19 protein-coding genes are annotated in these 22,175 nt (G+C 60.4%); 14 read left to right on the top strand and 5 right to left on the bottom strand.

Annotated features, from left to right (window positions below):
- Nucleotides 1-213: 213 nt before the first annotated feature.
- The 5 genes from gshA to tauD all read left to right on the top strand — a co-directional run bounded on the left by gshA (nt 214) and on the right by tauD (nt 5,540).
- The gene (gene gshA, locus GNF76_RS23605) at nt 214-1,797 is read left to right on the top strand and encodes a glutamate--cysteine ligase (RefSeq protein ID WP_155585489.1); all 1,584 of its coding nucleotides are present in this window, start codon (nt 214-216) and stop codon (nt 1,795-1,797) included.
- A 242-nt stretch (nt 1,798-2,039) separates the two neighbouring features.
- The gene (gene tauA, locus GNF76_RS23600; RefSeq protein ID WP_155585488.1) at nt 2,040-3,017 is read left to right on the top strand and encodes a taurine ABC transporter substrate-binding protein; all 978 of its coding nucleotides are present in this window, start codon (nt 2,040-2,042) and stop codon (nt 3,015-3,017) included.
- An 18-nt stretch (nt 3,018-3,035) separates the two neighbouring features.
- Nucleotides 3,036-3,815: a taurine ABC transporter ATP-binding subunit gene (gene tauB / locus GNF76_RS23595; RefSeq protein WP_155585487.1), complete on the top strand. Its 780-nt coding sequence runs from the start codon at nt 3,036-3,038 to the stop codon at nt 3,813-3,815.
- Entirely contained in the window at nt 3,812-4,648 is an 837-nt protein-coding gene (gene tauC, locus GNF76_RS23590) for a taurine ABC transporter permease TauC (RefSeq protein ID WP_155585486.1), read from the top strand. Before tauB ends, tauC begins: the two co-directional genes overlap by 4 nt.
- 55 nt (nt 4,649-4,703) lie before the next feature.
- Nucleotides 4,704-5,540, top strand: coding sequence for a taurine dioxygenase (gene tauD / locus GNF76_RS23585; protein ID WP_155585485.1), 837 nt, complete (start codon nt 4,704-4,706; stop codon nt 5,538-5,540).
- A 145-nt stretch (nt 5,541-5,685) separates the two neighbouring features.
- On the opposite strand, the gene mgrA is transcribed toward tauD, so the two are convergent.
- The 3 genes from mgrA to GNF76_RS23570 all read right to left on the bottom strand — a co-directional run bounded on the left by mgrA (nt 5,686) and on the right by GNF76_RS23570 (nt 9,205).
- On the bottom strand, nt 5,686-6,723 hold the full coding sequence (mgrA, locus tag GNF76_RS23580) for an L-glyceraldehyde 3-phosphate reductase (RefSeq protein WP_155585484.1): 1,038 nt from the start codon (nt 6,721-6,723) through the stop codon (nt 5,686-5,688).
- A 108-nt stretch (nt 6,724-6,831) separates the two neighbouring features.
- A complete protein-coding gene (locus tag GNF76_RS23575) occupies nt 6,832-8,163 on the bottom strand; it encodes an OprD family outer membrane porin (protein WP_155585502.1) in 1,332 nt (443 codons plus the stop codon).
- A gap of 136 nt (nt 8,164-8,299) precedes the next feature.
- Nucleotides 8,300-9,205, bottom strand: coding sequence for a LysR family transcriptional regulator (locus tag GNF76_RS23570; RefSeq protein WP_178123520.1), 906 nt, complete (start codon nt 9,203-9,205; stop codon nt 8,300-8,302).
- A 126-nt stretch (nt 9,206-9,331) separates the two neighbouring features.
- Between GNF76_RS23570 and GNF76_RS23565 the strand changes: the two genes are divergently transcribed.
- The gene (locus GNF76_RS23565) at nt 9,332-10,063 is read left to right on the top strand and encodes an SDR family oxidoreductase (protein ID WP_155585483.1); all 732 of its coding nucleotides are present in this window, start codon (nt 9,332-9,334) and stop codon (nt 10,061-10,063) included.
- A 70-nt stretch (nt 10,064-10,133) separates the two neighbouring features.
- Here GNF76_RS23565 and betT read toward each other — a convergent pair whose 3' ends face one another.
- Nucleotides 10,134-12,095 carry a choline transporter BetT gene (betT, locus tag GNF76_RS23560; protein ID WP_178123523.1) on the bottom strand — a complete coding sequence of 654 codons (1,962 nt, stop codon included), beginning with the start codon at nt 12,093-12,095 and terminating at the stop codon, nt 10,134-10,136.
- Between the two features lie 356 nt (nt 12,096-12,451).
- A complete protein-coding gene (epsC, locus tag GNF76_RS23555; protein WP_169357350.1) occupies nt 12,452-13,378 on the bottom strand; it encodes a serine O-acetyltransferase EpsC in 927 nt (308 codons plus the stop codon).
- A 166-nt stretch (nt 13,379-13,544) separates the two neighbouring features.
- On the opposite strand from epsC, the gene GNF76_RS23550 reads away from it, so the two are divergent.
- From GNF76_RS23550 to GNF76_RS23515, 8 genes are all read left to right on the top strand, one after another.
- On the top strand, nt 13,545-14,537 hold the full coding sequence (locus tag GNF76_RS23550; RefSeq protein WP_155585480.1) for a D-cysteine desulfhydrase: 993 nt from the start codon (nt 13,545-13,547) through the stop codon (nt 14,535-14,537).
- A gap of 172 nt (nt 14,538-14,709) precedes the next feature.
- Nucleotides 14,710-15,504 (top strand): cystine ABC transporter substrate-binding protein, encoded by a 795-nt coding sequence (tcyJ, locus tag GNF76_RS23545; protein ID WP_155585479.1) that lies wholly within the window; start codon nt 14,710-14,712, stop codon nt 15,502-15,504.
- Nucleotides 15,504-16,169 carry a cystine ABC transporter permease gene (gene tcyL / locus GNF76_RS23540; RefSeq protein ID WP_155585478.1) on the top strand — a complete coding sequence of 222 codons (666 nt, stop codon included), beginning with the start codon at nt 15,504-15,506 and terminating at the stop codon, nt 16,167-16,169. The genes tcyJ and tcyL overlap by 1 nt, the downstream gene beginning before the upstream one ends.
- A 3-nt stretch (nt 16,170-16,172) precedes the next feature.
- On the top strand, nt 16,173-16,919 hold the full coding sequence (tcyN, locus tag GNF76_RS23535; RefSeq protein WP_155585477.1) for an L-cystine ABC transporter ATP-binding protein TcyN: 747 nt from the start codon (nt 16,173-16,175) through the stop codon (nt 16,917-16,919).
- Nucleotides 16,920-17,278: 359 nt separating this feature from the next.
- Complete coding sequence (locus tag GNF76_RS23530; protein WP_155585476.1) at nt 17,279-18,055, top strand: hypothetical protein; 777 nt, start codon at nt 17,279-17,281, stop codon at nt 18,053-18,055.
- Nucleotides 18,056-18,241: 186 nt separating this feature from the next.
- A complete protein-coding gene (locus GNF76_RS23525; RefSeq protein ID WP_155585475.1) occupies nt 18,242-19,483 on the top strand; it encodes an SfnB family sulfur acquisition oxidoreductase in 1,242 nt (413 codons plus the stop codon).
- 24 nt (nt 19,484-19,507) lie between these two features.
- Complete coding sequence (locus tag GNF76_RS23520; RefSeq protein ID WP_155585474.1) at nt 19,508-20,701, top strand: SfnB family sulfur acquisition oxidoreductase; 1,194 nt, start codon at nt 19,508-19,510, stop codon at nt 20,699-20,701.
- A complete protein-coding gene (locus GNF76_RS23515; RefSeq protein WP_178123518.1) occupies nt 20,701-22,053 on the top strand; it encodes an LLM class flavin-dependent oxidoreductase in 1,353 nt (450 codons plus the stop codon). The genes GNF76_RS23520 and GNF76_RS23515 overlap by 1 nt, the downstream gene beginning before the upstream one ends.
- Nucleotides 22,054-22,175: the final 122 nt, after the last annotated feature.

The following is a 22,175-nucleotide window of genomic DNA, read 5'->3' as shown; positions in this document are numbered from 1 at the left end:
CCCCGTCATCAAATTGAGTTAATTTCGGCGCTGCGAAAGCGGCGTCGGAGTTTTCTTCCTGCGCGATAGCCAGATTCAAGGACTGAAGTCGGCACTTTCAGAACGAGCCAATTCGGCTCGAAAACCAGGCGATAACGCCAGTTTCAACTTCACCCTTGTAGACCGTCCTGCCCACCCCCATATTGGGGCGACTGACGCGTGAAGGAATCCAACTTGAGCGAACTTCTCAACCGCCGCCTGGCTCTGCTTGGCAAGCGCGAACACCTCTCCCTGCTGGAGCAGTGCCTGCATGGCATCGAGCGTGAATGCCTGCGTGTCACCGATGAAGGCCGACTGGCACAAACGCCGCACCCAGAAGCATTGGGCTCCGCGCTGACCAATGAACAGATCACCACCGATTACTCCGAGTCGCTGCTGGAGTTCATCACTCCGGCCCTGCCCAATCCGGCAGATACCCTGGGCAGCCTCGACAAGATCCACCGTTTTGCCTACAGCAAGCTCGGCAACGAGTACCTGTGGAGTCCATCGATGCCGTGCCCGTTGCCGGCCGAGGAAGATATTCCGATTGCCTACTACGGCACCTCCAACATCGGTCAGCTCAAGTACGTATACCGCAAGGGCCTGGCCCTGCGTTACGGCAAGACCATGCAGTGCATCGCCGGCATCCACTACAACTTTTCCCTGCCGGAAGCGTTGTGGCCATTGCTCAAGGAAAGTGAAGGCTTTGTCGGTACCGACCGTGACTATCAGTCGACGGCCTATATCGCACTGATCCGTAATTTCCGCCGCTACAGCTGGTTGTTGATGTACCTGTTCGGCGCCTCCCCGGCCCTGGACGCAGGCTTCCTGCGTGGCCGCTCCCACCAGCTGGAGCAACTCGACGCCGACACCCTGTACCTACCCTACGCCACCAGCCTGCGCATGAGCGACCTGGGTTACCAGAGTAACGCCCAGGCCGGCCTGACCCCTTGCTACAACGATCTGGCCAGCTACACCGACAGCCTGCGCGAAGCGGTAGCAACGCCTTACGCGCCTTACGTCGAAGTCGGTACCCATAAGGACGGTGAGTGGGTACAGCTCAACACCAACATCCTGCAGATCGAAAACGAGTACTACTCCAACATTCGCCCCAAGCGTGTGACCTATACCGGCGAGCGTCCGATCCAGGCGTTGATGGCCCGTGGCATCCAGTACATCGAAGTACGTTGCCTGGACATCAATCCGTTCCTGCCGATGGGCATCGACTTGCCGGAATCGCGCTTCCTCGACGCGTTCCTGCTGTATTGCGCGTTGAACGACAGCCCGCTGTTTGAAAACAACGAATGCGGCAACGCCACTTCCAACTTCCTCAGCGTGGTCAAGGAAGGTCGCCGTCCGGGCCTGACATTGCAGCGACGCGGTGAGACGGTGGACATGAAGAAATGGGCGGCCGAGTTGCTGGAGAAAATTGCTCCGTTGGCGGCGCTGCTGGACCAGAGCCACGGCATCACCGAGCACAGCCACGCGCTGGACGCCCAGTTGGCGAAGATCAAGGACCCGTCCCTGACGCCGTCGGCCCAGGTGTTGGCGGCCATGAGCGAGCGCAAGGAGAGTTTTGCGCAGTTCTCCCTGCGCCAGAGCCAGGTACACGCCGAGTTCTTCCGCAGCGAGCCGCTGACGGCTGACGACCAAGCACGCTTTGAGGAACTGGCGCGTCACTCGCTGGTGCAGCAGGCGGAGCTGGAGCAGAACGAAGTGGGGGATTTCGACGTGTTTGTCGGGTCGTACCAGGCGAGTATTCTGGCGATCAGTAACTAACCCCTGTGGGAGCTGGCTTGCCTGCGATGCAAACGACTCGGTATTTCAGGAATACCGGGTAGACGCTATCGCAGGCAAGCCAGCTCCCACATTTGATTTGTGCAGCGGCTACTTTTTGCATTCACACAACATCGCTTTCTGCTCATAAGCTAATGCGAAAATGTTATTTATTTTCGGATTCTTAGATCATTTAGTCTCCTCACACGCCGACCCTCGGCCGCCTGATGAGGAGCTATTTTTTAATGAAGCTGCATTTCCCCCTACGCCTCCTGGCGGCGCTTTCCCTGGCCGGTGCCAGCCTGTTTGCCCAGGCAGCCGACGTCACGATCGCCTACCAAACCACCGTTGACCCGGCGAAAGTCGCCCAGGCCGACGGCGCTTATGAAAAAGCCACCAACGCCAAGATCGACTGGCGCAAATTCGACAACGGTGCCGACATCATCGCCGCCATCGCTTCCGGCGACGTGCAGATCGGCTACCTCGGTTCCAGCCCGCTGACCGCTGCGGTCACCCGCAAAGTCCCAGTGGAAACCTTCCTCATTGCCACCCAGATCGGCGGTGCCGAAGCCCTGGTGGCGCGTAACGGTTCCGGGATCAACAGCCCGCAGGACCTGGTCGGCAAGAAAATCGCCGTGCCTTTTGTTTCCACCGGCCACTACAGCCTGCTGGCGGCGTTGAAGCACTGGAACATCGACCCCTCGAAAGTCACCATCCTCAACCTTGCGCCACCGGCCATCATTGCCGCCTGGAAACGCGGGGATATCGACGCCACCTACGTGTGGGACCCCGCCCTGGGCGTGGCCAAGGAAAACGGCAAGGTACTGATCACCTCCGGCGAGCTGGCCAAGTTCGGCGCGCCGACCTTCGATGCCTGGATCGTGCGTAAAGACTTCGCGGAAAAACACCCGGAGATCGTCACCGCGTTCGCCAAGGTCACTCTCGACGCCTACGCCGCCTACCGCAAAGACCCACAAGCCTGGCTCGCCGACAAAGGCAACGTCGACAAGCTGGTGAAACTCTCCGGCGCCAAGGCCACTGACATTCCTTTGCTGCTGCAAGGCAACGTCTACCCGCTGGCGGCCGACCAGGTCACCCTCCTCGGCGCACCGACCACCAAAGCCGTGACCGACACCGCTGCGTTCCTCAAGGAACAAGGCAAGGTCGACGCGGTGCTGCCGGACTACGCCCCGTACGTCAGCCCCAAGTTCATCACTAACTGATACCAGGAGTTAACCGCGATGGCCTTGCTACAACTGGAGCGCATCAGCGCACAGTACCCAGGCGCCACAACGCCCGTGCTGGCGGATATTTCCCTGAGCCTTGGGCCACAGCAATTGCTGGTCGCCCTCGGCCCTTCCGGCAGTGGCAAGACTTCGCTGTTGAACCTGATTGCCGGTTTCGTCGAACCCAGCGCCGGGCGCATCACCCTCGACGGTGTGCCGGTCCAGGGCCCGAGTGCCGAACGCGGCGTGGTGTTCCAGGACGACGCGCTGCTGCCCTGGCAGGACGTGCTGGCCAACGTCGGCTTCGGCCTGGAGTTGGCGGGTGTGCCCAAGGCCAAGCGCGAAATCCGCGCAAAAGAAATGCTCACACTGGTCGACCTGGCAGGCTTTGACAGCCGCCGCATCTGGCAACTGTCCGGTGGCCAGAAGCAGCGTGTCGGCCTGGCCCGTGCACTGGCCGCAGACCCTCGCGTATTGCTGATGGATGAACCCTTCGGCGCCCTCGATGCGTTCACCCGCGAACAGATGCAAGAGTTGCTGCTGCAAGTCTGGCAGCGTACGGCCAAACCGGTTTTCCTGATTACCCACGACATCGAAGAGGCGGTATTCCTCGCCACCGATTTGATTCTGCTGGCACCCAACCCGGGCCAGATCGTTGAACGCCTGAGCCTGGACTTCGGCCAGCGCTACGCCGCCGGTGAATCGGCGCGGGCGATCAAGTCCGACCCACGCTTTATCGAAACCCGCGAACACGTGCTGGGCAAAGTGTTCTCCCAACGGCAGGTGTGCGCATGAGCAGTTATGAACTACCGGCCACGGCCACCAAGCCAGTCGCCAACACCACAGCGCCCGTGCGCCGCAGCTTGAGCACCCGCTGGATCAGCGTGCTGACCCTGGTTACCTTGTTGGCCATCTGGTGGGCCGTCACCGCCAGCGGCCTGATCGAACCCCTATTCCTGCCACCGCCCTCCGCCGTCCTGCAAAAAGGCTGGCTGCTGGCGACCACCGGCTACATGGACTCCACCTTGTGGCAGCACTTGGGCGCAAGCCTCGGTCGAATCGGCCTGGGCCTCGGTTTTGCGGTGCTGACGGCGGTGCCGGTGGGCATCGCCATCGGTTCCAATCGCATCGCCCGTGGAATTCTCGATCCGCTGATCGAGTTCTACCGCCCGATTCCGCCGCTGGCCTACCTGCCGCTGATCGTGATCTGGTGCGGCATCGGCGAGCTGTCCAAGGTACTGCTGATCTACCTGGCGATTTTCGCGCCGATTGCCATTGCTACCGCTACCGGCGTGCGCACGGTTGACCCGGCCAAATTGCGCGCGGCGCAATCCCTGGGCGCGACTCGGGCACAACTGATTCGCCATGTGATTTTGCCGAACGCCCTGCCGGACATCCTCACCGGGGTGCGGATTGGCCTGGGTGTCGGCTGGTCGACGCTGGTGGCCGCCGAGCTGATCGCTGCCACCAGCGGCCTGGGTTTCATGGTGCAGTCGGCCGCGCAGTTCCTGGTCACCGACGTGGTGATACTGGGGATCCTGGTCATCGCCCTGATCGCCTTCGCCATGGAAATGGGCTTGCGTGCCCTGCAACGCAAACTGGTCCCGTGGCACGGCCAGGCGCACTAAGCACAACAGCACTGACCACGCCGACAACTCGGCGCCCAACACTCGCGAGAACAGCATGAGCAGCCTGACCGTAACGCCCCTCAGCACCGCCCTCGGCGCCCAGATCAGCGGCGTCGACATCACCCAACCGCTGAACATCGAACAACGTGACGCCATCGAGCAGGCGTTGCTCAAGCACTCGGTGCTGTTCTTTCGCGGCCAACCGATCACCCCACAACAACAAGCGCGGTTTGCGGCGAATTTCGGTGACCTGCACATTCACCCGATCTACCCCAACGTGCCGGAACAGCCTGAAGTACTGATCCTCGATACTGCCGTCACCGACGTGCGTGATAACGCGATCTGGCATACCGACGTAACCTTCCTGCCCACGCCTGCCCTCGGCGCGATACTCAGCGCCAAGCTGTTGCCGGAGTTTGGTGGCGATACCTTGTGGGCCAGCGGCATTGCGGCGTATGAAGCGTTATCGGAACCTTTGAAAGCCTTGCTCAATGGCCTGACTGCCACCCACGACTTCACCAAATCCTTCCCGCTGGAGCGCTTTGGCAATACGCCTGAAGACCTGGCCCGATGGGAAGAGGCCCGCCGGAAGAACCCACCGCTGTCCCACCCGGTGATCCGTACCCACCCGATGAGCGGGCGCAAATCACTGTTCGTCAGCGACGGTTTTACCACCAGGATCAACGAGCTGGAGCCTGCCGAAAGCGAGGCCATTCTTAAACTACTGTTCGCCCACTCCACCCGCCCGGAATTCACCATCCGCTGGCGCTGGCAGCAAAACGACGTGGCGTTCTGGGACAACCGCGTGACCCAGCATTACGCCGTCGACGATTACCGGCCGCAAAGGCGAGTGATGCATCGAGCGACGATATTAGGGGATGTACCTTTCTGATTGAACACCGCGAAACAACTGTGGGAGCGGGCTTGCCCGCGATAGCGGCGGGCCTGCCAATCAATAGGCCGCTGACCCACCGCTATCGCAGGCAAGCCAGCTCCCACAGTTGATGGTGTTGATTCAGAGACCGAGCACCTACCACTTACTCAGCCATCGACGGCTTCTCCCACAAGTTGATCCCACCCTCCTGGGCAAACCGATCAATCTCCGCCAGTTCCTGGGCACTGAAACTCAAGTTCTTCAACGCCCCGACGTTTTCAATGATCTGCTCCGGCCGGCTCGCACCGATCAGCGCACTGGTCACCCGCGGGTCACGCAACGTCCAGGCCAGGGCCATTTGCGCCAGGCTCTGGCCACGGCGCTTGGCGATCTCATTGAGGGCACGCGCGTGGTCGATGTTAGCGTCGGACAAATGCTTGGCCTGCAACGAACCACCCCCCGGACGATTCACCCGCGCGTCAGCCGGCACGCCGTTGAGGTACTTATCGGTCAGCAAACCCTGGGCCAGCGGCGTGAAGGCAATCACCCCGGCGCCGAGTTCGTCGGTGGTGTCCAACAGGTCTTTTTCCACCCAGCGATTGAGCAGGTTGTAGGCCGGCTGATGGATCAATAGCGGGACTTTCCACTCCTTGAGCAACGCCGCCATTTCCCGAGTCTTGGCCCCGGAGTAGGACGAGATGCCGATATACAGCGCCTTGCCCTGTTGCACGGCAGTGGCGAGGGCGCTGGCGGTTTCTTCCAGCGGGGTGTCGGCATCAAAACGGTGGGAGTAGAAAATATCCACATAGTCGACACCCAGGCGTTGCAGGCTCTGGTCGAGGCTCGCCAACACGTATTTGCGCGAACCACCGCCCTGGCCGTAAGGGCCCGGCCACATGTCCCAGCCGGCCTTGCTGGAGATGATCAGTTCGTCGCGGTAGTGCTTGAAGTCTTCGCGCAGCAAACGACCGAAATTGATCTCGGCGCTGCCATAGGGCGGGCCATAGTTGTTGGCCAGGTCGAAGTGATTGATCCCCAGGTCAAACGCTGTGCGCAGCAAGGCGCGCTGGGTGTCGATGGGGGTGCTGTCGCCAAAGTTGTGCCACAGCCCCAGGGACAGTGCCGGCAGCACCAATCCGCTGCGACCTACGCGGCGATAAGGAATAGATTCATAGCGGTTTTCGGCAGCAATGTAAGTCATCGAATCCTCTCTGGACTTGGGGCAAATAAGGCCTGGAAATAAGCATATTCCCAAGCCTTTTAAGCAGCTGAATCGCTTAAGTGTGCCCGTCCTTTTTACAGCAAAGACCTACCAGAGTGGAACGACATAGCTCACATAGAAGCGGTTTTCATCCTGGACGGTCGCACCGGTGATGTCCGGGCTGGCGTGGGCGTTTTTCCAGGTGACGCCCAGGCCCTTGAGTTTGCCGGTGGGCACTTCGTAGGCCAGGGAAATATCACGTTCCCATTCCTTGGCGCTGCTGTCCTGGGGAGTGCGGATCTGATCGCCATGAGCGTAAGTGGCGGCGAATTTCAGGCCGTCGAGGCCGACCTTGCCGAAGTCATATTTGTACTGCGCCAGCCAGGTACGCTCGCCGGCGTGCTGGAACTTGTTCAACTGCAGGTTGGTCAGCGCCGGTGTGTCGGCACCCGAGCCTGGGCCTTGGCGAGCGTCGCCGCTGTTGAGGCCGGAATCGAGGTATGGGAAGTCGCTGTTGCCGCTGTTCTTCTGCGCGCCGATGCCAACGGTGTGGCCGTCGAGGCTGTAGCTTTCCATCAGGCTGATGGTCGACTGGTTGATCCGGCCTTTGGTGCCGCCATCACCGTAAAAACCGGACGCTGCAAAGTCCTTGTTGCCGTCAGCGTTTTCGCCGGTGCCAAGGCTGCGGAACATGCGCAGGTCGCTGTCTATCGCGCCCACCGTCAAGCTGTCATGACGCTTGGCGCCAAGGAAGGCCTGCTGGTAGTAATCCTCAAGGTTGGAGTACCACAGGCTGACGGTGGTGTTCGGCAAACCGGTGTAGTCGGCGCCGCCGAAGAGGAAACGATCACTCTCCTTGGTACCGCCGGCGGTGATCATGCCGGTGTCGCCCGTTTCGTTGCGGATCTTGGTCTTGAAAATATCGCCGGCGGTGAAGGTGAAATCGGTCAGGTCCTTGGAGACCAGTTGCACGCCGGTGTTGGTCTGCTGGTACAGACGCCCGTCGGTGTTGGCCAGCACCGGGTTGTTCCCGTAGAGGGTGCCGACCCGCAATTCGTCCTTGAGGAAGCGCATCTTGAAGGTCGGGCTGAGCACACCAAACTGATCAGCTGATTTGCCGTTATCCAGCGGGAACATACTGCCGGGGTAGCGGCCCTGATGATCCTTGTCGTTGAGGTCGCCACCGGAGTCCAGCTTCAAACCGTAAAACGCCTGCAGGTCCAGGCCAAAGCCCACGGTGCCTTCGGTGTAGCCGGACTTGAAGTTGAACTCAAAACCCTGGCCCCAATCGCGGTAGCTCTTGGCCTTGGCACTGCTGCCGGCCACATCCCGTCCCTGCTGGTTGAGATAGCGGTTGAGCAGGGTCACATCGGCGTGGCTGTCGTCGATAAAGTCGGCATGGGCGGACAGCATAAAGCTCGCCATGGCGGCACCCACCATGGGGCTTAATAACGTCTTCATTGGTACCGGTCTCCGTCACTGTTCTGAAATGAAAGCGTCAAACGCTTCACACAATTAGGGAGTGGCCAGATGACAGTTACGCGTCAAACCGGGGGGTTGACGGATGAAATTAAATTTAAGAAAGCCCCGGTTCAGAGGCCTCGGCAAACACTTCGGCCAGCCAATCGACAAACACTCGTACCCTCGGCGACATGTGCCGGTTGTGCGGATAAAGCACCGAAACCGGCATCGGCGGCGGTGGCATATCGGTGAGGATTTCTTGCATCACGCCCTGAGTAATCAGGTCGGCCATCCGATAGTGCGGGCACTGGATGATCCCCAATCCCGCCACCGCGCTGGCGGAGTAAATTTCCGCGCCAAACACCGATAGCGCTCCTTCGATCGGCACCTCCTGCAACTGCCCATCAACCATAAATTCGAAGGGACACAACTTGTTGGTGACGCGGGAAATGTAATTCACCGCACGGTGTTCACGCAGGTCGGCAAGGGTTTTCGGCTCGCCATATTTGCGCAAATAAGCGGGGCTCGCACAGGTCACCTGTCGTAATGTCGCGACCCGCCTGCCGATCAGTGCAGAGTCCCCCAGGTTGCCGGCCCGCAGCACGCAATCCACACCCTCGGCGATCAGGTCGACAAAGCGGTCCGCCTCACTGATGGACAGCTCGATCTCCGGATAGCGCGCCATGAACTGCGGCAACGCCGGGACCACAAAGTACTTGCCCAAAGTGCCGTGCAAGTCCACCCGCAAGCGCCCCTTGGGTGCCACTGAACGAAAGGCCAGCTCTGCCTCTTCCAGCTCCGCCAGCAGTTGCACACAGCGCAGGTAATAGGCTTCGCCATCCAGGGTCGGGCGGACCCGTCGGGTGCTGCGTTCCAGCAAACGGGTGCCAAGCCAGGCTTCAAACTGGTTGAGGGTGTGAGTCAGGGTTGCCCGAGGCAGATTCAAGTCATCGGCGGCCTGGGTGAAGCTGCTGCGCTCGTAGATTCGTACGAAAACCCGCATCGCTTTGACTTGATCCACGCAGCACTCCTGGGCACCGATTGTTGGAGATTATTGAACAGTCAAGCCAACTCTGGCGTATTTATCGACCTGGGTAAACATGTGAATCTGCCGTCACACCCAACCACTTCCCCAAGGAAACCCCACATGACGACTCAAGTTGCCATCGTTACCGGCGCCTCCCGTGGCATCGGTGCAGTCATCGCCCGACAGCTGGCCGCTGACGGTTATGCCGTTGCCGTCAACTATGCCAACAGCGCCACCGAAGCCTCGAAACTGGTAGACGAACTTCACCAGGCGGGGCACCAGGCCATAGCGATCCAGGGCGACGTCGCCAGCCCCACCGACATCAAGCGCCTGTTCGACGAGACCGAAGCGCAACTGGGCAAGGTCGATGTGCTGATCAACAACGCCGGGATTCTCAAGATGCTGCCATTGGCCCAGCACAGCGATGAGCTGTACGACCAGACGTTCAACATCCACACCCGTGGCACCTTCAACGCCCTGCGTGAAGCCGCCACCCGCATGAACGACGGCGGACGCATCGTCAATTTCTCCAGCAGTACGGTTGGCCTCAACTTCCCGGGCTATGCGGTGTACATCGCCAGCAAGGCGGCGGTGGAATCCCTGACCCAAGTGTTCGCCAAGGAAATGCGCGGTCGGCGCATCACCGTCAATGCCGTCGCGCCGGGCCCGGTTGCCACCGAGCTGTTCCTTCATGGCAAGAGCGAAGAGCAGATTCAGACCCTCGCCAAAATGCCGCCCCTGGAACGTCTCGGCCAACCGGAAGATATCGCCCGCGTGGTGTCGTTCCTGGTGAGCCCGGCGGGCGCCTGGGTCAATGGGCAAATCCTGCGGGCCAATGGTGGGCTCGTCTGAAACGCGACTGAAAACAGCCCTGCCGGAACAAGCATGCTCGCTCCCGCAGGGTTTACGACAAGCGCCGCCGCTAGCGAACCAGATGCAGGAACTGCAAGTGCCGCTCGTACTGGTCGAGGATGTCGTTGATGATCTGCTCCTTGGTGTAGCCCACCAGGTCGTAGTCCTGGCTACCTTCACTCAGGTGCACTTCCGCCCGATAATAGCGACGGTTGTTGATCTCTTTGGAACCCATGCCACCGCGGGCAAACGACGGCGTGAAGTAGCCGCGCATCTGCACCTGATAAATAAACGGATGCTCTTCACCATGGCCGATCTCCAGGCTGACGCTGTCATTGACCGGGTCAGGCTGGGTGACCACGTTCAGGCCCTTCTCGACGAACACCGCCGTCACTTCTTCAATGGCTGGGCGCACGGTGGTTTCGAGGAAGCGGTACACCTCATCCCGTGACGGGAAGTGCACGGCCTGGCTCAAGCGCTGGCGCCAACCGCCACGCCCCTTGCGTGAGGCCGAGACCGGCGCCAGGGAATGCAGTTGCGCGATCTGCTTCTGGGATTCGAGGTGGAAGGCCTTGTGCAGCCCCCACATCATCAGCAGCAGAATCATCGAGAACGGTAGCGAGGTCAGCACGACCGCTGACTTCAGCGAATCAATACTGCCGGCAAACAGCAAGGCACTGGTAACCAGTGCGGTCATCGCGCCCCAGAACACCCGCAGCCACTTCGGTCCGTCTTCATCGGCGTTGCCGCCCTTGGCCGACAGGGTGGACAGCACCACGGTGCCGGAGTCGGCGGAGGTGACGAAGAACACGAAGCTGATAAACACCGTGACCGCGATCACCGTCTTGCTCCACGGGTAGGTTTCCAGCAGCAGGTAGAGGCTCATTGACGGGTCATCGATGGCCGACTGACCAAGGGCCGCCATGCCGTGATTGAGCACTTGGTCGATGGCGCTGTTACCGAAGATCGACATCCAGGCCAGGGTGAAACCCAACGGGATCAACAGCACGCCGAAGACAAATTCGCGGATGGTGCGACCACGGGAAATACGCGCGATAAACAGACCCACGAACGGCGACCATGCGATCCACCAGGCCCAATAGAACACGGTCCAGCCGCCCAGCCAGTCGCTGGGTTTGTCATACGCGTAGAGGTCGAAACTCTTGGTCGGCAAAGCGCCAAGGTAGTCGCCGACGTTCTGGATCAGGGTGTTGAGCAGGTGCTGGGTGGGACCGGCGAACAACACGAACAACAACAGCGCACAGGCCAGCAGCATGTTGATGTCGGACATCACCCGCACACCCTTGTCGACGCCGGCCACGGCCACCAGGATCGCCGCGCCCATCATCAGCGTGATCAGGCCGACCTGAACCCACTGGGTGTGAGCCACGCCGAACAAGTAGTCGAGCCCGGAGTTGAGGTGCAGCACGCCAAAGCCCATGTCGGCACCGAGGCCAAACACCGTGGCAATGATGCCGAAGCCGTCCACCGCGTAGCCGATGGGGCCGTTGATGCGCTTGCCGATCAGCGGGTACAGCGCTGAACGCAAGGCGAGCGGCAAGTTATGCCGGTAGGCGAAATAGGCCAGGGCCATGCCGACAAAAGCGAACACGCCCCAACCGTGCAAGCCCCAGTGCAGAAACAGGATCTGCATGGCCTGGCGCGCGGCCTCTGCCGTGCCGGCTTCACCCTGGGGCGGTTGCATCAGGTGCGTCAAAGGCTCCGAGACGCAGAAGAAAAACAGCGTGATGCTGATCCCGGCGGCGAACAGCATGCCGGCCCAGGACAGGTAACTGAATTCGGGCTCGTCGTGGTCGGCACCGAGTTTGATCTTGCCGTAGCCAGACAACGCGGTGACCACCACGAAGACCAGATACAGGGTCATCGCCAGCATGTAGTACCAGCCGACCGTGTTGGCCGCCCAGTTTTGTGCAGCCAATAGCCAGGCGCCGGCTTGTTCGGGAATGGCGATAACGGTCAGGCCGAACAACAGAATGAAGCTCGCGGCGAAGTAAAACACCGGCGGGTTCATGCGGATCAAGCCACTGGAAGGTGTGGACGATGCACTCATGAAAGGCGCACCTCAAGGGTGTGGGATGTGGCTGTAAAAAACGGACTCAGCAAAGGTAAGCCTCCTGTTGTGAGCGGGCAGCGAACCACCGGTTTAACTTGAACGAACAGTCAAGTTAAACATGGATAGGCGTTTTTGGACTAATCGCAGGGCCGAGTGGTAGGTTGTTCCTACACTAGCTCAAGGAAAGGTATGACGGGTGAGGATGGCAAAACGTTCAGCGATGGCTGAGCGAAAGAATGGCTAAATCCCCTGTGGGAGCTGGCTTGCCAGCTCCCACATTTAATCTGTGTTGCCTTGATATTCAGGTTCGCAAGCTACTTCTGCGTCCCATCATCATGCTGCAAGTTCGCCTGGGTCAGGTTCGCCCCCGCCGGCACGCTGCGGGTCAGCCACACATTACCGCCAATGGTCGAGCCCTTGCCGATGGTAATTCGCCCCAAAATCGTCGCCCCGGCGTAGATCACCACGTCATCCTCGACAATCGGATGACGCGGATGACCTTTCTGCAATTGTCCATCTTCATCCGCGGGGAAGCGCTTGGCCCCCAGGGTCACGGCCTGGTAGATGCGCACCCGCTCACCGATGATTGCCGTCTCACCGATCACCACACCCGTCCCGTGGTCGATAAAGAAACTCGGGCCAATCTGCGCGCCAGGGTGGATATCGATGCCGGTGGCCGAGTGGGCGATTTCCGCACTGATCCGCGCCAGCAGCGGCAGCCCGGCACGATAAAGATGGTGAGCCAGACGATGGTGAATCACCGCCAGGATGCCCGGGTAACACAGCAACACCTCATCAACACTGCGCGCCGCCGGATCGCCGTGATACGCGGCCAGCACGTCGGTGTCCAGCAGGCTGCGCAGCGCAGGCAATGCGAGGGCGAAATCCTGGATCAGGCGGATGGCCTTGGCATCGACCTCGATGTCCTGTTGCCCGCCTTGGCGTGCCGCATAACGCAGCTCCAGCCGCGCCTGGGCCAACAAGGCATTCAATGCCACATCCAGGGTGTGGCCGACGTAGAAATCTTCACTCTCCTCGCGTAAATCCACCGGCCCCAGGCGCATCGGGAACAACGCCCCACACAAGGCTTCGAGAATCTGCGCCACGGCGTCCCGCGACGGCAGCTCGCGCCCGCCTTGCTCACCGCTGACTCGGCCATTACGGGTGCGCCACTGGTCCCGGGCGCTGCGCAACTGGCTGACGATAGTCTGTAACTGCCAATGACTGGAACGATCACTCACGGTCTTCACTCCTGACGAAATGGCCATCACTTTACGGCATGAAACCTGAGCGTTCTTAAGAACCATTAGTGCGATGATAATAACTATTAGGAATAAGTGATTGACGGTTGCCCGATGAAAAGTGCCTGCCTATAGTCCCTCAATCTCTGACCATCCGTGCGTAGCCATGATCAAACAACAGCTCGACCGTTTTAACCGTCTGGAACTGCTGGGCGGCGCCACCGCCCTGGAAAAACTCGAGCGCCTGTCGGCTTGGCTGGGCCGTGATATCTACGTCAAGCGCGACGACACCACACCGCTGGCCATGGGCGGCAACAAGCTGCGCAAACTCGAATACCTCGCCGCCGATGCCCTCGCCCAAGGTGCCGACACCCTGGTGACCGCCGGCGCCATCCAGTCCAACCATGTACGCCAGACTGCTGCTTTGGCGGCCAAGCTGGGCCTGGGCTGCGTGGCCCTGCTGGAAAACCCCACCGGCACCGAAGACCCCAACTACCTGGGTAACGGCAACCGTCTGTTGCTGGAGCTGTTCGACGCCAAGGTCGAGCGGGTGGAAAACCTGGATAACGTCGACCAGCAGCTCAACGCCTTGGCCGACCGCTTGCGCAGTAATGGCAAGAAGCCCTACCTGGTGCCTATCGGCGGCTCCAACGCCCTCGGCGCCCTGGGTTATGTGCGTGCCGGGCTGGAGCTGGCCGGGCAGATTGAAGACAGCGGCATTCAATTCGCCGCCGTGGTCCTGGCATCCGGCAGCGCCGGCACCCACAGCGGCCTGGCGTTGGCGCTGAGTGAAGTATTGCCGGACTTGCCGGTGATCGGCGTCACCGTCTCGCGTACCGACGAGGCCCAGCGGCCCAAGGTACAAGGCCTGGCTGAACGCACCGCCGAACTGCTCGGCGTGGCTATCCCGCCAAGCTTCAAGGTGATCTTGTGGGACGAGTACTTCGCCCCCCGTTATGGCGAGCCAAACGCCGGCACCCTGGCGGCGATCAAACTGCTGGCGAGCCAGGAAGGCTTGTTGCTGGATCCGGTCTACACCGGCAAGGCCATGGCCGGACTGCTGGATGGCATTGGCCGCCAGCGTTTCGAGGACGGCCCGATCATCTTCCTGCACACGGGCGGCGCACCGGCGTTGTTTGCTTATGATTCGATGTTCTGAAAGTTCTCTGTATATTCCATAAGTGAATATCAGGGTTCTTTTATATTATTTTCAAGTCTTAAAACCCCGTTTTATAGTCACGCCGCAGGCGCAGACGCACACGGTGCTTTAAGGCAGGATACGTTTACTGCTGTCACCTGCTTCGCTCACATAAAAAACACAGGGGCTTGTCATGACTATTTCTGTATTCCGTCGCACGTTACTGGTCGGCACATTGGGGCTGGCACTGGGGGCTGGCTGGCTGGGCCAGGCGGTTGCTGGCGAGCAACTGGCTGATATCAAGAAAGCCGGCGTGCTCAAAGTCGGTGTGGAAGGCACCTACCCGCCGTTCAGCTTCGTTGACGAGAGTGGCAAACTCACCGGTTTTGAAGTGGAGCTTTCCGAAGCCCTGGCCAAAGAGCTGGGCGTGACGGTCAAGTTGCAGGCCACCCCATGGGACGGCATCCTCGCAGCACTGGAATCCAAGCGCCTGGACGCCGTGATCAACCAGGTGACCATCTCCGAAGAGCGCAAGAAAAAATACGACTTCTCCAAGCCCTACACCGTCTCCGGTATCCAGGCGCTGACCCTGACGAAGAACGTCGACACCATCAAGACCGCCGCCGACCTGGCCGGCAAGAAAGTCGGCGTAGGCCTGGGCACCAACTACGAACAATGGCTCAAGGACAACGCCCCCAAAGCCATCATCAAGACCTATAACGATGACCCAACCAAGTTCCAGGACCTGCGCATCGGCCGCATCGACGCCATTCTGATCGACCGTCTGGCGGCTCTGGAATACGCCAGGAAAGCCAAGGACACCTCTGCGGCAGGCGCTGCTTTCTCCCGCCAGGAAGCCGGTGTGGCGCTGCGCAAAGGCGAACCTGAATTGCTCGCCGCCGTGAACCAGGCCCTCGACAAACTGCGCGCCGACGGCACCTTGAAGAAGCTGTCCGAAAAGTACTTCAACGCTGACGTCACTCAATAATGGAAGCAGGTTTCCAACTCGCGCTGGACTCCGCGCCCTTTCTGCTCAAGGGCGCGTACTACACGGTGATTCTTAGCCTCGGCGGAATGTTTTTCGGTTTGCTGCTGGGCTTCGGCCTGGCCTTGATGCGCCTGTCGCGCTTCAAGCTGGTGAGCTGGACTGCCCGGGTCTACGTGTCATTCTTTCGCGGCACGCCACTGCTGGTGCAGCTGTTCCTGATCTATTACGGCTTGCCGCAGGTGGGTATCGAGCTGGACCCGATACCCGCGGCGCTGATCGGTTTCTCGTTGAACATGGCGGCCTACGCCTGTGAAATCCTGCGCGCCGCCATCAGTTCAATCGAGCGTGGCCAGTGGGAGGCCGCTGCCAGTATTGGCATGACCCGCGCGCAAACCCTGCGCAGGGCTATCCTGCCGCAAGCCATGCGCACGGCCTTGCCGCCGTTGGGCAACAGCTTTATTTCGCTGGTCAAGGACACCGCGCTCGCCGCCACCATCCAGGTGCCCGAGCTCTTCCGCCAGGCGCAATTGGTCTCTGCCCGCACCTTCGAAATTTTCACCATGTATCTGTCCGCCGCCTTGATCTACTGGATTCTTGCCAGTGTGCTCGCACACGTGCAGAACCGTATGGAAGCGCGGGTCAATCGGCATGACCAGGAGTCTTGAAGCATGATCGTGGTTGAAAAACTGACCAAACAATTCAAGGGTCAGGTGGTGCTCAATGGTATCGATCTGGAGGTCAAGGAAGGCGAAGTCATCGCCATCATCGGCCCCAGTGGTTCCGGCAAGACCACCTTCCTGCGCTGCCTGAACTTCCTCGAGGAACCCACCAGCGGCAGGATCAAGGTCGGTGATATTGAGATCGACAGCAGCCGCCCGCTCAACCAGCAACAGAGCCTGGTGCGGCGCCTGCGCCAACACGTCGGTTTTGTGTTCCAGAACTTCAACCTGTTCCCCCACCGCACCGCGCTGGAAAACGTCATCGAAGGCCCCTTGGTGGTCAAGAAGATGCCCAGGGAAGCGGCTGACGCCCTCGGCCGCAAGCTGTTGGCCAAGGTCGGCCTGGCGGGCAAGGAAGACGCCTACCCACGGCGTCTGTCCGGTGGGCAGCAGCAACGGGTGGCGATTGCCCGGGCGCTGGCCATGGAGCCGGAAGTGATCCTGTTCGACGAACCCACGTCAGCCCTTGACCCGGAACTGGTGGGTGAGGTGCTGGCAACCATCCGTAGCCTAGCGGAAGAAAACCGCACCATGGTGATCGTCACCCACGAGATGAGTTTTGCCCGGGATGTGGCCAACCGCGTGGTGTTTTTCGACAAGGGCGTCATTGTCGAGCAAGGCGAAGCCAAGGCACTGTTTGCCAACCCCAAGGAAGAACGCACACGGCAGTTTCTCAGCAAGTTTCGCAACAACTAACACACTGCAGGAGCGAGATTTCTCGCTCCTGCATTTCATAAGAAATTTCGCGTTATAAAGTGCCCACTCGATAACTTCCAGCCAAAGCCTCCTTTAGGAAAACCCCAACATTCATTGGGTAAAAATCGCCAAAAACCGCCCCAAACAAGCGCCCCACCAGTAAGAATATTCTGAATAAATCGTAACTTCTCCTTTAGCCATTTCGCCCCCTTGACGCCAACTAACCAACCCTCTTATCTAACGCCAAGAGGATTGGATCCTATTCTGGCTTTTCATTAAATCGTTCCTTTCGGACTACCGCGCCCACCCGCGCTTAACGTTCGGAACGCTGGCTGCTGGCTGCATCAAGGAGAGTACTTATGACGTGTATTTCAAACCGGGCCACGCTCGCCGCCCCGACCTTGCCCCAGGCACATCGACAAGGCATCAATGCCCTTGCGGCCACGCAGTTGCAGGTCGACATCGCGCCCTACCCCGGCATGGACGAAGGCGACCTGATCGAGTTGTTCTGGAACGATTGCTTTGCAGCCTCCCGGCGTATAACCGCCGGAAAAATCGGCACGCCGACTCGCTTGCGAGTCCCGCAAAGCTTTATCCACAGCGGGATGGCGCGCGTTCATTATCAAGTCATGCAGATCGGACAGGGTCCCGCCCGATCGGTAACCGCCCACGTGCGGGTGAAGACCGACTACCCAGGCGGCGAACCCAAGGCCATGTGCAACGATGAAAACCAGAACCTGGCACCGGTGAACCTGCCTGAAACGATCCGCCGTTACGGCGTCAACAGCAGCCAGATTCGGCGCGGCATACCGCTGGCCATCGAGCCGTACCTGAACATGGCGGCCGGCGATGAAATTACCCTGCGCTGGGGCGATGCACGTCTGGACCTGCCCGCTATCCACGCATGCGACGTCGGTCAACCGATACAGGTCTGGGTGCCCTCCGCGCTGATTCAGGACGCCGGGGACGATCACCGTCTGGAAGTCACCTATTGCATTCTCGACCGGGTCGGCAACAACTCACGCTGGGCACCCACCCGAACGTTGCGGATCGCCGCTGCCAATCCTCTGGCATCAACACGAACCGTGTTGACCTATCAACCCCGTCGCCCAGGTTCGCCCTGTGAGCCTGGGTAACAGACCTTCTATGCATATTCCTAAAAGTTAGTTTATTTAAAGAATTAACACGCTTAGGGTATATGTACCGGACCACCGGACATTCCTGATTCTTTTTTGTTTTTTCAACGGATGCGAGGTCGGTATGGTCAGAATTACCCCGGTGCGTAACGCCAGGGCATTGCGTGCAGCCAAGGAGCGGCACTGATGTCTAACTTGGCAGAAACACCCTTCCAGAGTGATCTGGACATTGCCCCGTTGTTGTTGCCGGCCAAGGTGCTGCGCAACAACGCCGAGGCCCTCGACGCGGCCCACACGCTGGCTCAGGCGGCGCGCCTGCAAGCAGCGCGGCGCGATCAGCAACGCAAATTACCCTGGGCCGAAATCGAACAGTTCACCGCCAGCGGCTTGGGCAGTATTTCCATTCCTCGTGAGTACGGCGGCCCACAGGTGTCCTTCGAGACCCTCGCCGAAGTATTCGCCATCATCAGCGCCGCAGACCCGGCCCTGGGGCAAATCCCTCAGAACCACTTCGGCATCCTCCACCTGCTGCAAGGTGTCGCCAGCGAACAGCAAAAAAAGCAGCTGTTCCAAAGCGTGCTGGACGGCTGGCGCATTGGTAATGGCGGCCCGGAACGCGGTACTAAAAACACCCTGGAACTCAAGACCCGCCTCACCGCCAACGGTGACGGTTTTTCCATCAGCGGCCAGAAGTTCTACTCCACCGGTGCACTGTTTGCCCATTGGGTGGCGGTCAAGGCACTGAACGATAACGGCCAACAAGTCATGGCCTTCGTGCGTCGCGGCACACCGGGGCTGCGCATCGTTGACGACTGGTCGGGCTTCGGCCAGCGCACCACGGCCAGCGGCACCTTGCTGCTGAACCACGTCCCGGTCGACGCCGAACTGGTGGTGGAGAACTGGCGCCTGGGGGAAACCCCGAATGTTCAGGGTGCCGTCTCGCAGTTGATCCAGGCCGCCATCGATGCCGGCATTGCCCGTGGCGCCCTCGACGACACCATCAGTTTTGTACGCGAACGCTCGCGGCCATGGATCGACGCCAAGGTCGAACGGGCCAGCGACGACCTCTACGTAATCGCCGATATCGGCAAGCTGAAAATCGAACTGCACGCGGCCGAAGCACTGCTGCGCAAAGCCGGCCAAGTGCTGGACCAAGTCAGCGCCGCACCGATCACTGCGCAATCAGCTGCAAGGGCGTCAATCGCCGTGGCTGAAGCCAAAGTGCTGACCACCGAGATCTCACTGCTGGCCAGCGAGAAGCTGTTCGAACTGGCCGGCAGCCGCGCCACCCTCGCCGAATTCAACCTCGACCGCCACTGGCGCAACGCCCGGGTGCACACCCTGCATGACCCGGTGCGCTGGAAGTATCACGCGGTGGGCGCCTATCACTTGAACGGCACTTTGCCTTCTCGCCACTCCTGGATTTAACCGACCAGACCTCTGGAGAAGTACATGACCCTTTCTCACCACGTCGCGGTTATCACCAGCGATGAACAAGCCCTTATTGTCGCCAGCGATCTGGCTGAAGACTTCCGCCGAGACAGCGCCCAGCGTGACCGCGAGCGCCGCCTGCCCCTGCCCGAACTCGATGTATTTTCCCGCTCCGGTTTGTGGGGCATCAGCGTGCCCAGGGAATACGGCGGCGCGGGGGTTTCCAATGTCACCCTGGCCAAGGTCACGGCACTGATTGCCCAGGCTGACGCTTCGTTAGGCCAGATCCCGCAAAACCATTTTTACGCCCTGGAAGTACTGCGGGTAAATGGCAGTCAGGAGCAGAAGAAACGTCTCTACGCCGAAGTACTGGACGGCCAACGCTTCGGCAATGCATTGGCGGAACTGGGCACCAAGACGGCCCATGACCGCGTCACCCAACTGACCCGCGACGGCGACGGATTTCGCATCACCGGCCGCAAGTTTTACTCGACAGGTGCGATCTACGCCCAACGCATCCCCACCTCGGTGGTGGATGAAAATGGCATTCAGCAACTGGCCTTCGTCCCTCGGGACAGCGAGGGCTTGACGGTGATCGACGACTGGAGCGGCTTCGGCCAACGCACCACCGGTAGCGGTTCGGTGGTGTTCGATAACGTGTGGGTCGCCGCTGGCGACGTACTGCCGTTTCAAAGCGCCTTTGAACGCCCAACCACGGTTGGCCCGCTGGCGCAGATCCTGCACGCCGCCATCGACACCGGTATCGCCCGCGCCGCCTTCGAAGATGCGCTGCACTTTGTGCGCACCAAGACCCGCCCATGGATTGATTCCGGCAGCGACAAGGCCACCGAAGACCCGCTGACGCTGAAGAGCTTTGGCCACTTGAGTATTCGCCTGCACGCCACCGAGGCCTTGCTGGAACGCTCCGGCGAATTCCTCGACCGCGCCCAGGCCGACAGCACAGCCGAGACCGTCGCAGCAGCCTCCATTGCGGTCGCCGAAGTGCGCGCCCTGAGCACCGAGATTTCCCTCGCCGCCGGCAGCGTGCTGTTTGAACTGGCCGGCAGCCAGGCGACCCTGGCCGAGCATGGCCTGGACCGTCACTGGCGCAACGCCCGGGTGCACACCCTGCACGACCCGGTGCGCTGGAAGTACCACGCGGTGGGCAATTACTACCTCAACGATGAAAACCCGCCACTGCGGGGGACGATCTAGTGAGCAAAAAGAAAATCCTGCTCAATGCCTTCAACATGAACTGCATCGGGCATATCAACCATGGCCTGTGGACTCATCCACGGGACAATTCAACTCAATACAAAACCATCGAATACTGGACCGAACTGGCACAACTGCTGGAGCGCGGGCTGTTCGACGGATTGTTCATCGCCGACATCGTCGGGGTGTACGACGTCTACCAGAACTCGGTAGACGTGCCTCTCAAGGAGTCGATCCAGCTACCGGTCAATGACCCCCTGCTGCTGGTCTCAGCCATGGCCGCTGTCACCAGGAACCTCGGTTTCGGCCTGACGGCCAACCTCACCTACGAGCCGCCGTACCTGTTCGCCCGGCGCATGTCCACGCTCGACCACCTGAGTCGCGGCCGGGTGGGCTGGAACATCGTCACCGGCTACCTGGACAGCGCCGCCAAGGCCATGGGCCTGCGCGAGCAAGTCGAGCATGACCGCCGCTACGACCAGGCCGACGAGTACCTGGAAGTGCTCTACAAGCTCTGGGAAGGCAGTTGGGAAGACGACGCGGTGCTCAACGATCCAAAGGCGCGGGTCTATGCCCAACCGGGCAAGGTGCACAAGGTCGAGCATCAGGGCGAGTTCTATCAGGTGGAGGGCTATCACCTCTGCGAACCGTCGCCGCAACGTACGCCGGTGCTGTTCCAGGCCGGCAGTTCGGAGCGCGGCTTGCTGTTTGCCGGGCGCCATGCCGAGTGCGTGTTTATCAGCGGGCAAAACAAGGCCTCAACCAAGGTTCAGGTCGACAAGGTGCGCGCCAGTGCGGTGGAAGCCGGACGCAACCCCGATGACATCAAGGTGTTCATGGGCCTGAACGTGATCGTCGGCGCCACCGAAGAAGCCGCCTGGGCCAAGCACGCCGAGTACCTGAGTTACGCCAGTGCCGAAGCCGGCGTGGCGCATTTTTCAGCGTCCACGGCGATCGACTTTTCCCAGTACGAACTGGATGAGCCGATCCAGTACGTGAAAAGCAACGCCATCCAGTCGGCCACCAAAAACCTGCAAAACAACGACTGGACCCGACGCAAGTTGCTGGAGCAACACGCCCTCGGCGGTCGCTACATCACGCTGGTGGGCTCGCCTGCTCAGGTGGCCGATGAACTGGAATCGTGGATCAGCGAAACCGGCCTGGACGGTTTCAACCTGACGCGCATCGTCACGCCGGAGAGCTATGTGGACTTCATTGAGCTGGTGATTCCGGAGTTACAGCGACGCGGGTCGTACAAGACCGCGTATGAGCCAGGGACGCTGCGGGAAAAAATTTTCCACAACTCAGCTCACTTACCCGAGCAACACACCGGCTCGACCTACCGCCACTGACCCCTGTGGGAGCTCTCGAGCCCTGGCGAGGCAGCGATGCAGGCGTCCGGCACACCGAGGTGATCCCATCGCAGCCTCGCCAGGGCTCGACAGCTCCCACATTAATTTGCGTCGCTCACCCC

The organism is Pseudomonas spelaei (assembly GCF_009724245.1).
Taxonomy (GTDB): Bacteria; Pseudomonadota; Gammaproteobacteria; order Pseudomonadales; family Pseudomonadaceae; genus Aquipseudomonas; species Aquipseudomonas spelaei.
Note: the sequence above shows the minus strand (reverse complement) of the source record. Positions and strands in the feature narration are given on the sequence as shown.

What these genes read in the sequence shown, in the direction of transcription:
- betT (WP_178123523.1), bottom strand. Translation starts at nt 12,095, where the DNA reads ATGAACCCGCCGGTGTTTTACTTCGCCGCGAGCTTCATTCTGTTGTTC.
- tcyJ (WP_155585479.1), top strand. Translation starts at nt 14,710, where the DNA reads ATGACTATTTCTGTATTCCGTCGCACGTTACTGGTCGGCACATTGGGG.
- GNF76_RS23525 (WP_155585475.1), top strand. Translation starts at nt 18,242, where the DNA reads ATGTCTAACTTGGCAGAAACACCCTTCCAGAGTGATCTGGACATTGCC.
- tauC (WP_155585486.1), top strand. Translation starts at nt 3,812, where the DNA reads ATGAGCAGTTATGAACTACCGGCCACGGCCACCAAGCCAGTCGCCAAC.
- GNF76_RS23520 (WP_155585474.1), top strand. Translation starts at nt 19,508, where the DNA reads ATGACCCTTTCTCACCACGTCGCGGTTATCACCAGCGATGAACAAGCC.
- tcyN (WP_155585477.1), top strand. Translation starts at nt 16,173, where the DNA reads ATGATCGTGGTTGAAAAACTGACCAAACAATTCAAGGGTCAGGTGGTG.
- tauA (WP_155585488.1), top strand. Translation starts at nt 2,040, where the DNA reads ATGAAGCTGCATTTCCCCCTACGCCTCCTGGCGGCGCTTTCCCTGGCC.
- tcyL (WP_155585478.1), top strand. Translation starts at nt 15,504, where the DNA reads ATGGAAGCAGGTTTCCAACTCGCGCTGGACTCCGCGCCCTTTCTGCTC.
- GNF76_RS23550 (WP_155585480.1), top strand. Translation starts at nt 13,545, where the DNA reads ATGATCAAACAACAGCTCGACCGTTTTAACCGTCTGGAACTGCTGGGC.
- mgrA (WP_155585484.1), bottom strand. Translation starts at nt 6,723, where the DNA reads ATGACTTACATTGCTGCCGAAAACCGCTATGAATCTATTCCTTATCGC.
- GNF76_RS23575 (WP_155585502.1), bottom strand. Translation starts at nt 8,163, where the DNA reads ATGGTGGGTGCCGCCATGGCGAGCTTTATGCTGTCCGCCCATGCCGAC.
- GNF76_RS23565 (WP_155585483.1), top strand. Translation starts at nt 9,332, where the DNA reads ATGACGACTCAAGTTGCCATCGTTACCGGCGCCTCCCGTGGCATCGGT.
- tauD (WP_155585485.1), top strand. Translation starts at nt 4,704, where the DNA reads ATGAGCAGCCTGACCGTAACGCCCCTCAGCACCGCCCTCGGCGCCCAG.
- GNF76_RS23530 (WP_155585476.1), top strand. Translation starts at nt 17,279, where the DNA reads ATGACGTGTATTTCAAACCGGGCCACGCTCGCCGCCCCGACCTTGCCC.
- tauB (WP_155585487.1), top strand. Translation starts at nt 3,036, where the DNA reads ATGGCCTTGCTACAACTGGAGCGCATCAGCGCACAGTACCCAGGCGCC.